This is a genomic window from Aeromonas sp. (assembly GCF_050252055.1).
In the GTDB taxonomy this organism is placed as follows: Bacteria; Pseudomonadota; Gammaproteobacteria; order Enterobacterales; family Aeromonadaceae; genus Aeromonas; species Aeromonas caviae.
This window is the reverse complement of the sequence record NZ_JBFWLQ010000005.1, coordinates 1-13476: the sequence shown is the minus strand read 5'-3', so window position 1 is coordinate 13476 and position 13476 is coordinate 1. Positions and strand designations below refer to the sequence as shown.

Annotated in this window: 16 protein-coding genes and 1 other RNA gene; 11 read left to right on the top strand and 6 right to left on the bottom strand. The window is 61.8% G+C overall.

What is annotated here, in order from left to right:
* Positions 1 to 12 precede the first annotated feature (12 nt).
* Positions 13 to 1116: a beta-N-acetylglucosaminidase domain-containing protein gene (locus AB7E19_RS10165; RefSeq protein ID WP_427935146.1), complete on the top strand. Its 1104-nt coding sequence runs from the start codon at positions 13 to 15 to the stop codon at positions 1114 to 1116.
* Between the two features lie 142 nt (positions 1117 to 1258).
* Here AB7E19_RS10165 and AB7E19_RS10160 read toward each other — a convergent pair whose 3' ends face one another.
* On the bottom strand, positions 1259 to 1891 hold the full coding sequence (locus tag AB7E19_RS10160; protein WP_039039878.1) for a LysE family translocator: 633 nt from the start codon (positions 1889 to 1891) through the stop codon (positions 1259 to 1261).
* A gap of 164 nt (positions 1892 to 2055) precedes the next feature.
* Between AB7E19_RS10160 and AB7E19_RS10155 the strand changes: the two genes are divergently transcribed.
* From AB7E19_RS10155 to AB7E19_RS10145, 3 genes are all read left to right on the top strand, one after another.
* Positions 2056 to 3678, top strand: coding sequence for a methyl-accepting chemotaxis protein (locus AB7E19_RS10155; protein ID WP_427935144.1), 1623 nt, complete (start codon positions 2056 to 2058; stop codon positions 3676 to 3678).
* A 178-nt stretch (positions 3679 to 3856) separates the two neighbouring features.
* Positions 3857 to 4387: a DUF1523 family protein gene (locus AB7E19_RS10150; RefSeq protein ID WP_010674042.1), complete on the top strand. Its 531-nt coding sequence runs from the start codon at positions 3857 to 3859 to the stop codon at positions 4385 to 4387.
* A complete protein-coding gene (locus tag AB7E19_RS10145) occupies positions 4384 to 4680 on the top strand; it encodes a winged helix-turn-helix domain-containing protein (RefSeq protein WP_039039881.1) in 297 nt (98 codons plus the stop codon). Before AB7E19_RS10150 ends, AB7E19_RS10145 begins: the two co-directional genes overlap by 4 nt.
* 96 nt (positions 4681 to 4776) lie before the next feature.
* Here AB7E19_RS10145 and AB7E19_RS10140 read toward each other — a convergent pair whose 3' ends face one another.
* On the bottom strand, positions 4777 to 5253 hold the full coding sequence (locus AB7E19_RS10140; RefSeq protein ID WP_045525252.1) for a hypothetical protein: 477 nt from the start codon (positions 5251 to 5253) through the stop codon (positions 4777 to 4779).
* Between the two features lie 29 nt (positions 5254 to 5282).
* The gene (gene rihA, locus AB7E19_RS10135; protein ID WP_010674039.1) at positions 5283 to 6218 is read right to left on the bottom strand and encodes a pyrimidine-specific ribonucleoside hydrolase RihA; all 936 of its coding nucleotides are present in this window, start codon (positions 6216 to 6218) and stop codon (positions 5283 to 5285) included.
* A 194-nt stretch (positions 6219 to 6412) separates the two neighbouring features.
* Between rihA and AB7E19_RS10130 the strand changes: the two genes are divergently transcribed.
* On the top strand, positions 6413 to 7144 hold the full coding sequence (locus AB7E19_RS10130) for an RluA family pseudouridine synthase (protein ID WP_406568764.1): 732 nt from the start codon (positions 6413 to 6415) through the stop codon (positions 7142 to 7144).
* A 121-nt stretch (positions 7145 to 7265) separates the two neighbouring features.
* On the opposite strand, the gene udp is transcribed toward AB7E19_RS10130, so the two are convergent.
* Entirely contained in the window at positions 7266 to 8021 is a 756-nt protein-coding gene (gene udp, locus AB7E19_RS10125; protein ID WP_010674037.1) for a uridine phosphorylase, read from the bottom strand.
* Between the two features lie 392 nt (positions 8022 to 8413).
* On the opposite strand from udp, the gene yiaY reads away from it, so the two are divergent.
* The 3 genes from yiaY to AB7E19_RS10110 all read left to right on the top strand — a co-directional run bounded on the left by yiaY (position 8414) and on the right by AB7E19_RS10110 (position 10772).
* Positions 8414 to 9565 (top strand): L-threonine dehydrogenase, encoded by a 1152-nt coding sequence (yiaY, locus tag AB7E19_RS10120; RefSeq protein WP_263309223.1) that lies wholly within the window; start codon positions 8414 to 8416, stop codon positions 9563 to 9565.
* A gap of 132 nt (positions 9566 to 9697) precedes the next feature.
* Positions 9698 to 10036 carry an outer membrane protein assembly factor BamE gene (locus tag AB7E19_RS10115; protein WP_029314185.1) on the top strand — a complete coding sequence of 113 codons (339 nt, stop codon included), beginning with the start codon at positions 9698 to 9700 and terminating at the stop codon, positions 10034 to 10036.
* A gap of 100 nt (positions 10037 to 10136) precedes the next feature.
* Positions 10137 to 10772 carry an NAD-dependent epimerase/dehydratase family protein gene (locus AB7E19_RS10110; RefSeq protein WP_322131428.1) on the top strand — a complete coding sequence of 212 codons (636 nt, stop codon included), beginning with the start codon at positions 10137 to 10139 and terminating at the stop codon, positions 10770 to 10772.
* A gap of 68 nt (positions 10773 to 10840) precedes the next feature.
* On the opposite strand, the gene AB7E19_RS10105 is transcribed toward AB7E19_RS10110, so the two are convergent.
* Both AB7E19_RS10105 and AB7E19_RS10100 read right to left on the bottom strand, forming a co-directional pair.
* Complete coding sequence (locus AB7E19_RS10105) at positions 10841 to 11197, bottom strand: RnfH family protein (RefSeq protein ID WP_039039886.1); 357 nt, start codon at positions 11195 to 11197, stop codon at positions 10841 to 10843.
* Entirely contained in the window at positions 11190 to 11624 is a 435-nt protein-coding gene (locus AB7E19_RS10100) for an SRPBCC family protein (RefSeq protein WP_010673974.1), read from the bottom strand. Before AB7E19_RS10100 ends, AB7E19_RS10105 begins: the two co-directional genes overlap by 8 nt.
* 248 nt (positions 11625 to 11872) lie before the next feature.
* Here AB7E19_RS10100 and smpB point away from each other — a divergent pair, with 248 nt between their 5' ends.
* The 3 genes from smpB (at position 11873) to AB7E19_RS10085 (ending at position 13420) form a co-directional block, all read left to right on the top strand.
* The gene (smpB, locus tag AB7E19_RS10095) at positions 11873 to 12361 is read left to right on the top strand and encodes an SsrA-binding protein SmpB (protein ID WP_010673973.1); all 489 of its coding nucleotides are present in this window, start codon (positions 11873 to 11875) and stop codon (positions 12359 to 12361) included.
* Positions 12362 to 12483: 122 nt separating this feature from the next.
* Positions 12484 to 12843: a transfer-messenger RNA gene (ssrA, locus tag AB7E19_RS10090) on the top strand.
* A 73-nt stretch (positions 12844 to 12916) separates the two neighbouring features.
* Positions 12917 to 13420, top strand: a complete 504-nt coding sequence (locus AB7E19_RS10085; RefSeq protein WP_322131427.1) for a hypothetical protein — start codon at positions 12917 to 12919, stop codon at positions 13418 to 13420.
* Positions 13421 to 13476: the final 56 nt, after the last annotated feature.

Below are 13476 nucleotides of genomic sequence, written 5' to 3'. Positions count from 1 at the left end.
AGGGAGTGAACCATGCCTTATCAAACCCTGTTGTCCGGTCTGTATCCTCCCTCGCCCAAGCTGGGCCTCATCGAGGGTTTCTTTGGCAAGGGCTGGAGCTGGGAAGCCCGTGCCCGCTACGCCCAGTGGCTGCCCCGCCACGGCTATGGCTTCTACCTCTACGCCCCCAAGGAAGACGGCTACCTGCGCAAGCACTGGGCCACACCCTGGCCCGCCGACCAGCTTGAAGCCCTGTGCCAGCTCGCCCGCCAGTGCCGGGAGAACGGTCTGGCCTTCGGGGTGGGCCTGAGCCCCATGGGGGCCCATCACGACTATGCCCGCCAGCGACCCGCCCTGCTGGAGAAGGTGAGGCTCATCGAGGAGGCGCTCAAGCCCGATATCCTGGCGATCCTGTTTGACGACATGAAGGGGGACACCCCGGATCTCGCCCACTGGCAGCTCACCATCGCCCACGACATCGCGGCCCACACCGGCGCAGGCCGCCTGCTGTTCTGCCCCAGCTACTACAGCACGGATCCCGTGCTGGAGAAGGTGTTCGGTGCCATGCCCCCCCACTATCTGCAGGATCTGGGTCAGGGGCTCGACAAGCGCATCGATGTCTTCTGGACCGGCCCCAAAGTCTGCTCCACCGAGTATCCGGCTGCCCACCTCAAACAGGCCGCCGACTGGCTCCATCGCAAGCCCTTCCTGTGGGACAACTATCCGGTCAATGACGGCAGCAAGGCGAGCAGCTTCCTGCACCTGCGCGCCTTCGAAAACCGTCCGGCAGAGCTGGCGGATCTCGTGAGCGGCCATGCGGTCAACCCCATGAAGCAGGCGGCCCTCTCGGCCCTGCCGCTCGCCACCCTGCCCATGAGCTACAAGCTCGGCAAGCAGTACGATCCTGACAAGGCGCTGCACGCCTCCCTCAACGCCACCTGCGGGCCGCAGATCTCCGCCATGATCCAGGCCGACCTGCCGCTCTTCCAGGACATCGGTCTGGCCCAGCTCACCCCCGAGCAGGTCATCCATCTCAAGAGCCGCTACCAGCCGTTCCAGGATCAGGCCTGCGTGAACGAGATCCTGCGCTGGCTGGCCGGGGAGTACGTGTTCGATCCGGACTGCCTGACCGACTGACCTCATGAGTCCATGAAAAGTGGGTTCATAAAAAAACGGGCCCATGTAAAAGGCCACCTCCCGGGCAGGGAGGTGGCCTTTTTGCATGATCTCTCTTCAGGTGCCCCATGGCGTCACATAGGGCGGCAGATTGAGCGGGTGTTTAACCGAAGGCCAGCCAGACCCCGACAAACAGCATGAGAGAGCCCGCGATCCGGTTCATCAGAGTGACATTGCCGCTCTTGGCGAGGAAATGGCGCAAGGTGCGGCCACCGCTGGCATAGAGCATCAGGCAGGAGAACTCGATGACCAGGATGAGCGCGACCAGGGCCCCTATCTGGGGTGCCATCGGCTTGGCCGCATTGATGAAGGGGGGCAGCAGGGAGACCATGAAGGCCCACCCCTTGGGGTTGGCGATGGCGGTCACGAAACCCTGCACGGCCAGTCCCATGGGGCTGGTCTGCTGGCCCGCCGAGAGATCCGCCGGGATGGCCATCTTGCCCTTGGCCTGCCACATCTGGATGCCAAGCCAGACCAGGTAGGCGCCACCTACATATTTGAATGCAGAGAACAGGGCCGGGTAGTTGAGCATGACTGCCGCCACCCCGACCACCGACAGCACGGAGACCAGGCCGACGCCGACAAGCTCCCCCCACATCATGTGCAGGGTACGGCGCACCCCCAGACTCATGCCCAGGGTCATCGCCAGGGTCATGCACATACCGGGGGTTACTGAGACAAAAAAGAACGTGGGAATAAAGAGCGCCAAGATGGCGGGATCAATCCAGTCGGACACACTACACCTCCAGGGTAACAAGCAGACGATCTTGCATATCACACTCTTTTAACACAAGAAAAACCTTTTCATTCAGCAAGAATTCAGCATTAAAAACCCTGTGACAAGGATTGTCGCGCCTGTGTAAGATGCCGCCTCACTCCTCTTTCGGGTTAGGATCTTTCATGTCATTGAATAATCTGTCCATTCGTCTTCAAGTGCTTATCCCTCTCCTGCTCGCCAGCCTGTTGATGCTGCTGATGGCCGTGATCAGCAAACAGGAAATCGACGGTGCCATTCAGGACATGAATGAAACCACCGCCAGCGTCACCCGCCACAAGGACGACATTGCGGCCCTGATCCACGCCACCTACCGGCTGCGCACCAACGCCATCTACGGCCTCTACGATGAGGCCCTCTTCGCCCAGTTGCCGGCCCAGCTCTCCGCCGCCGAACAGGAGATTGGCGCCATCCTGACCAGACTGGTTGTCACCGGTGCCGAGCAGGACAACCGTCAGGTCGCGGCCGCCCTGCAGGCCTACCTCGGCCATACCCGCAGCAGCATGCTGCCCCTGCTGACCGCCAAGTACCAAGGCAGTGGCGATCCCGCCGCCTATGAGCAGGCCCGCCTGCACTTTCGCGATCTGGGGGAGGCGCTCATCAAGCAGATCGATGCCATGTCCGTCCACATCAATCAGCTGACCCAGGCTGAGATTGCCGAGGAGCAGGCCCACTACCGCGCGACCCTGCTGCGCACCCTGCTGCTGATGGGGGGCACCCTGATCGCGGCCCTGCTGGGCGGCTGGTGGATCTCCGGGCGCATCGTGCAGCCCATCGGCCAGTTGCAGGAGGTGATGCACGCCGTCGCCCTCGGCCGCTTCAACGTGCGTGCCAATGCCGAAGGCAACAACGAGCTGGGCCAGCTCGCCAGGGATATCAACCGGACCCTGAGCCAGCTTGCCAACACCATCCAGACCCTGACCGGCATCAGTGGCAATGTGGCCTCCGCCGCCACCGAGCTTGCCGCTGTGATGACCCAGGCAGAGGTCAACGCCCAGCAGCAGCGCGGTGAGACCGAACAGGTGGCCTCCGCCGTCACCGAGCTGGCCAGCACCGCCGACAACGTCAACCACAACGCCGCCCTGGCCGACGAGCTGGCCCGGGATGCCAACAGTCGGGTCGAGCAGGGGCTGGCCCTGTTTGCCGAAAGCATCGAGGCCAACGGCCGCATGGCGGGCAGTCTGGAGAACGCCGCGACTGTGGTGGCCAGGCTCAAGTCCCAGTCCGAGCAGATCGGCAAGGTGATCGAAGTCATTCAGAGCATTTCGGAGCAGACCAACCTGCTGGCCCTCAACGCCGCCATCGAGGCGGCCCGCGCCGGTGAAAGCGGCCGCGGCTTTGCGGTGGTGGCCGACGAAGTGCGCCTGCTGGCCGCCCGAACCCAGGACTCCACCAAGGAGATCCAGGCCATCATCGAACAGTTGCAGAGCCAGTCCCTCTCCGCCAACAGCGGCGTGCAGCAGACCCTGGAGATCCTCGGCCACAACCAGCAGCTCTCCGCCGAGGTACAGGCCTTGCTGGGGGGCATCACGGACGCGGTCAACCAGATCAACGGTGCCAACGCCCAGGTGGCGACCGCGGCAGAACAACAATCCTGCGTCACCGCCGACATCAGCCGCAACCTCACCAACATCCACGAGATCGTGAACCAGAACGCTGCCGGCATCAGCCAGAGTGCCGCCGCCAGTCACGAACTGTCACAGCTCGCCGAGCAGCAGCGCAGGCAGCTCGCCCAGTTCCAGCTCTGATCCCGAGAGGGTCTCTTCGATACCGCGGGGCCCGGCGCAGGCCCCGCACTTGCCCCTCCCCCTTCACGCCTCCTGTTTAAAACGGGTTTTTGCCATCAAGGTGTCATTAGGGGCTGGGCTGCATTCGCAAATGTGGGTATGGTAGAGGCACGTCACTCCCCCTCATCGAGAGATCATCATGAGCCTGAAGTTCAAGAAACCCGCTTTTATCATGCTCGGCCTCATCGCCCTGCTCTCCGCACTCTGGCTCGATTTCTATCTGCCGGAACACACCATCGCCACCATCACCGGGGTGGAGGTGAAGCGCACCGACAAGGATGGCCCCATCAGCCAGAAGAACCCGGCTGACGGCCCCACCACCGACGTCTATTACATCTACACCGAGCGCCCCGGCGAGAAGATCCGGGTGTTTCGCAATGAAGACACCGAATGGGGCTGGCCCTTCTACTTCAAGTTCAACGCCGCCGACGTCCAGGCCAAGGCCAAGTCCATGGAGTTCGAAAAACGCCTGGCCATCATCACCTCCTACGGCTGGCGCGTGAACATGTTCTCCATGTTCCCCAACGTCACCAAGATCGCGAGCACCGAGCCCGATGCCTCCACCTGGAGCTTCTTCCGCTGGTTCTGGTTCGGTGTCTGGGCCCTGGTGATGGGCAAGGCGGCCATCGCCACCTGGCGCTACTTCGATCGCCTCGAGGACGAGATATGAGCGAGCCGAGCAAGACCCGCACCAGCTTCTATCGCCGGCTCTACGTGGCTCACCTCATCAGTCAGGGCACGGACACCGTGCCCGCCATCATGGAGGCGACCGGCATGCCGCGCCGCACCGCCCAGGACACCCTCAGCGCCCTGGCGGAGCTCGACATCCAGTGCGCCTTCGAGCAGACCGAGGGGGCTCGCCATCTGCAGGGGCACTACCGCATCAGCGACTGGGGGCCCATCAATCCGGCCTGGATTGCTGCGCAGCTTCCCGTCATCAGGCAGACCCTGGGGTATCCCTGACACCCCGGACCCGGGTCTGCTCCCATAGAGAAGGGGCCAGCCTTGCGGCTGGCCCCTTTCTTGTCTGGCCTGATATCCCGTTGCCCTCCCCCGGGCTCACTCCCCTTCGCCGAAAGACGCTTCCGGCAGCGGCTCCGCCGACTCACCCCGGGTGCAGTCGATGATGGAGCGCTTGGGATTGTTGGGGTCGCGCAGCAACAGGGGGGCCATCCCCTCGTCATGCAGCCTCTCGTCGGAAAATTCGCTGCCATAGGCGTTATGGGTCAGCCTGCGGGCATTGGCGATGGGGGTATCCACGAAGAGGGCATGTACCTCGAAGGTGGAGGCCGGCACCAGGAAACCGACGATGGGCAGGCCGTGCAACTCCTGATGGACCTTGTACCAGGCAAAGCCCTCGCTCACCTTGTCAGGGGTATACATGGCGAGCTGCGGATTGGCCGGGCGCCCGGTCTCGATGTCGAGATGAAGGGTGTCCAGCTCGCAGGTCGCCAGCCCCTGCCACATCTTCTCGAACGGGGTCGCGCAACCCGTCAGTTGCATGCATGTCAGCAGCGCCAACGTCCCTTTCCACATTCCCAACCCCTTATCCGATGTCCAGGATGTCAACCAAATGAGCGCAGTCGCTGCACCAGCAACTCGATGAAACCGACTCTGTCGAGCCCCAGCAGCACCAGGGCATTGGCCGGTTTGCCGGTCAGGTCGTAGCGATCCACCACCGTCATGCCCAGGGTATGGGTTCCGCCGGTTTCGATATCGACCCGGCACTCCACCCCGTGAAACAGGGAGGGCGCCAGCAGCCAGGCGATGGTACAGGGGTCATGGAGCGGCGCGCCAGCAAATCCCCACTTGGGATCCCGATGATAGATCATGAAAAAGTCGAGCAGCTGTGCCACGCACTGCGCCACCGGGTTGGGAATGGCGCGTACCCGCTCGATATCCTCGTCCATCACCTGGGCCTCGTGGGTCACGTCCAGCCCGCACATGGTGATGGGCAGCCCCGACTTGAAGACCATATCGGCCGCTTCGGGATCCACATAAATATTGAATTCCGCCGCGGGGGTCCAGTTGCCCGCACCGGCGGCGCCCCCCATCAGCACAATGCGGGCGATCTTCTGCTTGAGCTCGGGGTGGGCCGCCAGCAAGAGGGCAATGTTGGTGAGCGGCCCGGTCGGCACCAGGGTGACCGGCTCCGGGCTCTCGCGCAGACACCTTGCCATCAATTCAAGGGCGCTCATCGCCCGGGGAGCAAAGGCGGGATCCGGCAGTTCTGGGCCGTCCAGCCCCGATTCGCCGTGGACGTTGTCGGCGATGATGAGCTCACGGGCCAGGGGCTTGGCTGCCCCCGCCGCCACCGGGATGTCGTCGCGGCCGAGCAGGGTCAGGATGCGCAGGGCATTGTTGAGAGTCTTGTCCGGGGTCTGGTTGCCCGCGCTGGTGGTGACCGCCAGCACCTTCAGCTCGGGGCTCGCCAGCGCCAGAATGAGGGCGATGGCATCATCGTGGCCGGGATCGCAATCGAGAATAACGGGCAACGCCATGGACAGACTCCTTACAACATGACAGGGAGCCATACCTTAGCAAGAGATGGCCAGATGAACTCAGGAGGGAGTCACAAAACGCCTCAACCAACGAGATCAAGTACTTGGCGACAGGCCTTGGGAGCGGACATCCAGATTCGCCGCGCCGCCATCGTTCGGGTATGATCCCTCCCCCTTCATCGTCCGGCTGCCCCATGTCCGTCATCGTCGACACCTTCATCGCCCCGCCCTGCGCCGCCACCATCGAGATCCTGTTTGAGGATGCGCATCTGCTGCTCATCAACAAGCCGAGCGGCCTGCTGAGCCTCTCGGGCAAGAACCCGCAGAACCTCGATTCGGTCCATTACCGGCTGGTACAGGATTACCCCGGCTGCACCCTGGTGCACCGCCTCGACTTTGGCACCTCGGGCGTCATGGTGGTGGCCAGAAACAAGAGCATCAACGCCCTGCTCTGCCACCAGTTCAGCCAGCGCACCGTGAGCAAGGCTTACGAGGCACTGCTCTGCGGCCATCTGGCGGTGGATGAGGGCGTCATCGACGCATCCATCGCCAAGGATCCGGCGCTGTTCCCGCTGATGAGCATCTGCGCCGCCAGCGGCAAACCCGCCCGCTCACGCTATCGGGTGATGGAGCGGCTCACCCTGGAGGGGGCAGGCCAGCCGGTGCCATTGACCCGGGTCAGGCTGGTACCGGAAACCGGGCGCACCCACCAGCTGCGCATCCACAGCCAGTGGCTGGGCCATCCCATCCTGGGATGCGATCTCTATGGCGGCCTGCTCCCGCCCGGCTGCGAACGGGCCCCCAGACTGATGCTGCACGCCAGTGAACTCGGTTTTGTGCACCCGGTGAGCGGCGAAGCGGTACAGATCCGCTGTGAAGCGCCCTTTGCGCAGGCACTGGCGGCCATGACGGTGCAACAGGGGTAACGAAGAAGGGGGAAAGCAGGGTCAGGAAGGCAAAAGGGGCAAACGGCGGAAAAAGATAGGGGCCGCGCTTTCGCAACGGCCCCCACCCCCCACTCGGTACTCTTTGTTACAAAGAGGGCTATCAGATCAGCTTGCGGGCGGCGCCCAGCACGATCTTGATGGCATCAGATTCGGTTTTCGCCATGGTTTCGGCGTTCGGGATTTCCTGCTGGGTACGGTTCACGATGACACCGGCCACCATGCCCGCACGCAGGCCCTGGCTGGTACACATGGTCAGCAGGGTCGCGGACTCCATCTCGTAGTTCAGCACGCCCATGGCTTGCCACTCTTTCATGGAACCCTGGAAACGTTGTACCACGCGACCGGATACGGTGTCGTAACGCTCCTGACCCGGGTAGAAGGTGTCAGAAGAAGCAGTGACGCCCACATGCAGCTTGGAGCCCAGCTCCTTGGCAGTGTTCACCAGGGCGGTGGTGCAGTCGAAGTCGGCCACGGCCGGGAACTCCATCGGCGCGAAGTGCAGGCTGGCACCGTCGAGGCGCACGGAGCCGGTGGTGACGATCACGTCGCCCACGTTCAGGTGCGGCTGGATGGCGCCGGTGGTGCCGATGCGCAGGAAGGTACGGATACCCAGCTGGGCCAGCTCTTCCACCGCGATGGAGGTGGACGGGCCACCAATACCGGTGGAGCAGATGATCACGGCCTTGCCGTCCATCTCGCCGCGCCAGGTGGTGAATTCACGATGGCTGGCCAGGTGCACCGGGTTGTCCAACAGTTCTGCGATGCGCTTCACGCGCTCGGGGTCACCGGGGACGATCGCCAGGGTGGCGCCTTGCAGATCCGCTTTTTTCAAACCCAAGTGAAATACATCAGACATAGTGGACTCCTGGTTGCGCCCCGCCGCATGGCAGCCGAGTGCAGTTAAGGTGATTCTTTACGGTACTTTCAAGCCGGTATCCCCTCATCCGGGGAGGCGCCAACTATGGTCGAAAGCGCTTTCCAATTCCTTGATGCGCCTCACACTTCTGCGCTTCAAAGCTGACAAAAATGGCGCGAAACGTTTGCTAAGATGATGAATTTCTTGAAAAACGTTTTTACGTTCCTTTTGCTCTCCCGTCCCTTGTCAAGCCTTGATCAGCCGTCCATTTAAAGAGCGCGATCGAGTCCACAAAGTTGCAAACGAGATACCATTGACCCCTTCTCATCCCCTCCGACGCTGTTATGTTGGCGCCCGCATACCACTTAATGGCTAATCATACGGAGTCCATCATGGCGACATTCAAGTTCTACATTCCCGCAATCAACCTGATGGGGGCGGGCTGTCTGCAGGAGGCGGCAGCGGATATCCAGGGACATGGCTATCGCAAGGCGCTGATCGTCACCGACAAGATCCTGGGCCAGATTGGCGTGGTGGGCCGGCTTGCCGCCCTCCTGGCCGAGCACTGCATCGGTGCCGTGGTGTTCGACGAGACCAGACCCAATCCCACCGTGGCCAACGTCGAGGCGGGTCTTGCGATGATCCGGGCCCACGGCTGCGACTGCGTCATTTCGCTCGGCGGCGGCTCACCCCACGACTGCGCCAAGGGCATCGCCCTGGTGGCCGCCAATGGGGGCAGCATCAAGGATTACGAGGGGGTGGATCGCTCCGCCAAGCCGCAGTTGCCGCTCATCGCCATCAATACCACCGCCGGCACCGCCTCCGAGATGACCCGTTTTTGCATCATTACCGACGAATCCCGTCAGGTGAAAATGGCCATCATCGACAAACACGTCACGCCGCTGATGTCGGTCAACGACCCGGAACTGATGCTGGCCAAGCCCGCCGGCCTGACCGCCGCCACCGGCATGGATGCCCTCACCCACGCCATCGAGGCCTATGTCTCCACCGCCGCTACCCCGGTCACCGATGCCAGCGCCGTGATGGCCATCGCACTGATTGCCGAACACCTTCGCACCGCCGTGCATCAGGGGGAGGATCTCCATGCCCGTGAGCAGATGGCCTATGCCCAGTTCCTGGCCGGCATGGCCTTCAACAACGCAAGCCTGGGCTATGTGCACGCCATGGCTCACCAGCTCGGCGGCTTCTACGACCTGCCCCACGGGGTGTGCAATGCGGTGCTGCTGCCCCATGTCCAGGCCTACAACACCCGGGTGTGCGCCGGCCGGCTCAAGGATGTGGCCCGTCATATGGGGGTGGATGTGAGCGCCATGAGCGATGAGCAGGGTGCGGCGGCAGCCATTGACGCCATCCGGCAACTGGCTCGCGACGTCAAGATCCCCACCGGTCTGGAGCAGCTCGGGGTCAGGGCCGACGACCTCGACGTGCTGGCCAACAATGCGCTCAAGGATGCCTGTGGTCTCACCAACCCCAGGCAGGCGACTCACGCGGAGATCGTCGCCATCTTCCGCGCCGCCATGTAAGGGGGCAAGATCTGCCAGGGCCGCCACGCGGCCCTTTTTATTGGCTGATGGATCAATGGCTTTTTACTTCCGCACGGGGAGTGGGTATGATTTGCCGAGCTAAAAAGACTGTATGGATGATCTGAACCCGATATGCGGATGAAACACCTGATTGCCGCGGCCCTGACCGCCCTCACCCTGTCCGGTTGCAGCCTGGTCTATCGCATCGATATTCCCCAGGGCAACTATGTGGAACAAAAGCAGGTCGACAAGCTGCGCCAGGGCATGACCCGCGAACAGGTCGAGTTCGTGCTTGGTTCTCCCATGTTGCGCGACAGCTTTGATCCCAACACCTGGTACTACCTCTATGAGTTCCAGCCCGGTCGGGGCGACAAGGAGCGCAAGGAGCTGACCCTCAACTTCGTGGGTGACAGACTGGCCACCGTGACCGGTGATTTCCCTCTCCCTGCCGCCTTCACCACACCGCTCTAGATGACATGACAAAACCGGCTTCTGCCGGTTTTGTTCTCTCTGGCCCCGGTGATGTCGCCGGGCCACACTCTGGATGCCTCATTGCCCCGAGGAGATCATCATGAGTCGATTCCTGATTGCCGGCGCCACCGGTCTGATTGGCAAAGCCTTGCTGCGCGAGCTGGGGACGGAGCACGACCTCCTCCTGCTCTGCCGCAAACCGGGCGATCCCGCTCCGGGACGCACCTGGCTGCCCACCTCGTTCGACGCGCTGGACAGATTGACGCTGCCCTCCCCTGTGGACATTGCCTTCTGCTGCCTTGGCACCACCCGCAAGGATGCCGGCTCGGCCGAGGCCTTTCGCCGGGTCGATTTCGACTATGTGCTGGCCTTTGCCGCGCTCGCCCGTCGCCACAGCTGCCGCCGCCTGCTGGTGGTCTCCAGTCTGGGCGCCAACCCGGGTTCCCCTGCCCTCTATCCCCGCACCAAGGGCGAGATGGAGCAGGCCCTGCTGGCCCAGGAGTGGCAGCGGCTCGTCATCCTGCGCCCGGCCATGCTGCTCGGCCATCGCGAACCTGCGCGCCGTTCGGAGCAGATCATCCAGGCCATCTATCCGCTGGTCAAGCCCCTGCTGCGCGGGTCGCTGCGCCGCTGGCGTGCCATCGAGGCCAGTCAGGTGGCGCACGCCATGGCGCGCCTTGCCATCCAGGAGAGCGGGATAGAGACGGTGGAAAACGAGCGCCTGCTCACCCTGTGATGCCCCGTGTCGGGCGAGACGATCACAAAGGGGCGCCACGGCGCCCCTTTGTCACAACCCATCACCCGTCAGGTGCCGGCATCGTCTCGCTTGCGGTGCACATCGGGTCGCCCGCCGGTGACCACATCGGCGCGCCCCTCTTCCTTGGCTTTCTCCGCCCGCTTCTTGCGCATCTCCTTGGGGTCGGCGATGAGAGGGCGGTAGATCTCGATGCGATCCCCCTCCTGCACCGACTCTGTGCCCTTCACCGGACGGCTGTAGATACCGAACTTGTTGACCGACAGGTCGATCTCCGGGTGCTTTTGCAGGATGCCGGACTGTTCGATGGCCGCCAGCACGCTGGTCTCGGGCGCGACCCGGATGCACAGCACCGTCTGCCGCTCGGGCAGGGCATAGGCCACTTCGATATTGAGGAGCTCAGACACCGTAAACCACCTTGGCACGATTGGAGAAGGCAAGCACCATGGAACTCACCAGCTCGCGGAAGATCTGGCCAAAGGCCAGCTCAATGAGCTTGGAGGTGAACTCGAAGTCGAGATCGAACTCCACCTTGCAGGCATCCACGTCCAGGGGTGTGAAGGTCCACCATCCCGCCAGCTTGCTGAAAGGCCCCTCCACCAGCTCCATCTTGATGGTGCGATTGGCATCGAGCTGGTTGCGCGTGGTAAAGGTCTTGGCGATACCTGCCTTGGCCACATCGACCGAGGCCATCATGTAGTCTTCACCCGACTCGTGAACACGGCTGCCGACACAGCCGGGCAGGAACTCAGGATAGGCATCAACATCATTGACCAGCCGGAACATCTGTTCCGCGCTGAACATCACCAGGGCACTGCGAGTAATACGGGGCATGGGTTTTCCTCATCCAATCGGCCCGATTTTATCACCTTGTCAGCCAAAATCACCGCCGAAACTGTTCGCGGGTCACCAAGCAGGGCAATCGCACACTTTCCGGCCAGTGTGGTCCGCTCTCGCCCCGCCCTTCCCTCAAAATCGTCATCGAACTGCTCACAAAGCCGCCACTCGGAGCGCTGTGCGTTTTACAGCCGCCGCCACCCACGTATAATGCGCCTTCCTAAACATTGCCTAAGGCCCCCGTCATGAGCAAAAAGAACAGTAAAAACAAAGCCGGGTCCAGCACCATTGCACTCAACAGAACCGCCCGTCACGAGTACTTCATCGAAGAGCGCGTGGAAGCCGGTCTGTCCCTGCAAGGGTGGGAAGTGAAGTCCCTGCGGGCGGGCAAGGCCAACATCAGCGAAGCCTATGTCATCTTCATGCAGGGGGAAGCCTTCCTGTTCGGCTCCAGCTTCCTGCCGCTGAACGCCGCCTCCAGCCACGTGGTATGCGATCCGACCCGCACCCGCAAATTGCTGCTCAGTCGCCGTGAACTCGACAAGCTCGAGAGCCTGACCGCTCGTCAGGGCTACACCATAGTGCCGCTGGCCCTCTACTGGAAAGCGTGCTGGGTCAAGGTCGAGATCGGCCTGGTGAAAGGCAAGAAAGAGCACGACAAGCGGGAAGACACCAAGGCACGGGAATGGGACCGTGAGAAGGCCCGCATCATGAAGAACAAGCACCGCGGTTGATTGTGCGCCGCCGGCCCCCATGCGGCGACCAATAAACCAGCAATCGACCGGCCAAGGCCGGTCGATTGCCATCAACGCCTTGCCATGACAGGATTTTTGCGTACAATCCCTTTTGACAACTTGGGGCTGATTCTGGATTCGACAAGATTCACGAAACCCAAGGTGCATGCCGAGGTGCGGTAGGCCTCGTTAATAAACCGCAAAAAAATAGTCGCAAACGACGAAAACTACGCACTCGCAGCTTAATAACCTGCGCTGAGCCCTTCTCCCCTAGCTTGCCTGTGTCCTAGGGAAATGGAAGGTCATCCTTCACAGGATCGTGTGGAAGTCCTGCTCGGGGCGGAAGCATTAAAACCAATCGAGCTAGTCAATGCGTGGCGTGTCTCTCCGCAGCGTGTTGGCGAATGTAAAGAGTGACTAAGCATGTAGTACCGAGGATGTAGTAATTTTGGACGGGGGTTCAAATCCCCCCAGCTCCACCACCTTCTAAAGCCCTGATTCGTCAGGGCTTTTTCTTTATGGCTGGTCAGGGAGTGACACACTGAGGTGTCACATATGCTCTATCCCGGTCTCATCAAAAACCGCTGTGGTGTCTACTGCTACCGCCTGATCTTCCCCCCGTCCCTCCGCCAATACGGCGCTCCTCGTGAGACCCGTTTCTCACTCGGCACAAAAAGTCGCGCTAAAACGGGAGAATTGTGGATCCATGCTTTCCAACTTGGCAGGCTCCTGCTCGACGAATTATTGGCATTAGTTCAGGAAGTCGATCAGGAAGTAGACATGGCTGAAATCTCAGAAATCATGAAGGCGAAGATCGCCGCGAAAAGAGAACAAATCCGGCTCGGGGAACAACTGGCCGCACTGCAAGACCAGATTAACGAGCAGCGTCTTGAAGCACTGCGCTCTCGTAAGGAGCTGGCGACAGCTCAGGCTGTGACTAAGAAGACGAAGGCGCTGGCCCGTAAAGCGGTTGGCATTGCCCAACGGACTGTATGGAGATGGTATTCACCTGACAGTTGCCCACAAAAGGGAGTGGTCATACGGCTTCAAACCGGATAACAAAACGGTACCCCTACCGTGTTATCCGGAGTCACCGTATGACCACCAACGAGAAA

Coding starts and splice junctions, on each gene's coding strand:
- rihA (WP_010674039.1), bottom strand. CDS start 6,218: ATGGCGTTGCCCGTTATTCTCGATTGCGATCCCGGCCACGATGATGCC.
- AB7E19_RS10140 (WP_045525252.1), bottom strand. CDS start 5,253: ATGTGGAAAGGGACGTTGGCGCTGCTGACATGCATGCAACTGACGGGT.
- AB7E19_RS10115 (WP_029314185.1), top strand. CDS start 9,698: ATGCGGATGAAACACCTGATTGCCGCGGCCCTGACCGCCCTCACCCTG.
- AB7E19_RS10130 (WP_406568764.1), top strand. CDS start 6,413: ATGTCCGTCATCGTCGACACCTTCATCGCCCCGCCCTGCGCCGCCACC.
- AB7E19_RS10145 (WP_039039881.1), top strand. CDS start 4,384: ATGAGCGAGCCGAGCAAGACCCGCACCAGCTTCTATCGCCGGCTCTAC.
- AB7E19_RS10085 (WP_322131427.1), top strand. CDS start 12,917: ATGCTCTATCCCGGTCTCATCAAAAACCGCTGTGGTGTCTACTGCTAC.
- AB7E19_RS10100 (WP_010673974.1), bottom strand. CDS start 11,624: ATGCCCCGTATTACTCGCAGTGCCCTGGTGATGTTCAGCGCGGAACAG.
- yiaY (WP_263309223.1), top strand. CDS start 8,414: ATGGCGACATTCAAGTTCTACATTCCCGCAATCAACCTGATGGGGGCG.
- AB7E19_RS10150 (WP_010674042.1), top strand. CDS start 3,857: ATGAGCCTGAAGTTCAAGAAACCCGCTTTTATCATGCTCGGCCTCATC.
- udp (WP_010674037.1), bottom strand. CDS start 8,021: ATGTCTGATGTATTTCACTTGGGTTTGAAAAAAGCGGATCTGCAAGGC.
- AB7E19_RS10155 (WP_427935144.1), top strand. CDS start 2,056: ATGTCATTGAATAATCTGTCCATTCGTCTTCAAGTGCTTATCCCTCTC.
- AB7E19_RS10110 (WP_322131428.1), top strand. CDS start 10,137: ATGAGTCGATTCCTGATTGCCGGCGCCACCGGTCTGATTGGCAAAGCC.
- AB7E19_RS10165 (WP_427935146.1), top strand. CDS start 13: ATGCCTTATCAAACCCTGTTGTCCGGTCTGTATCCTCCCTCGCCCAAG.
- smpB (WP_010673973.1), top strand. CDS start 11,873: ATGAGCAAAAAGAACAGTAAAAACAAAGCCGGGTCCAGCACCATTGCA.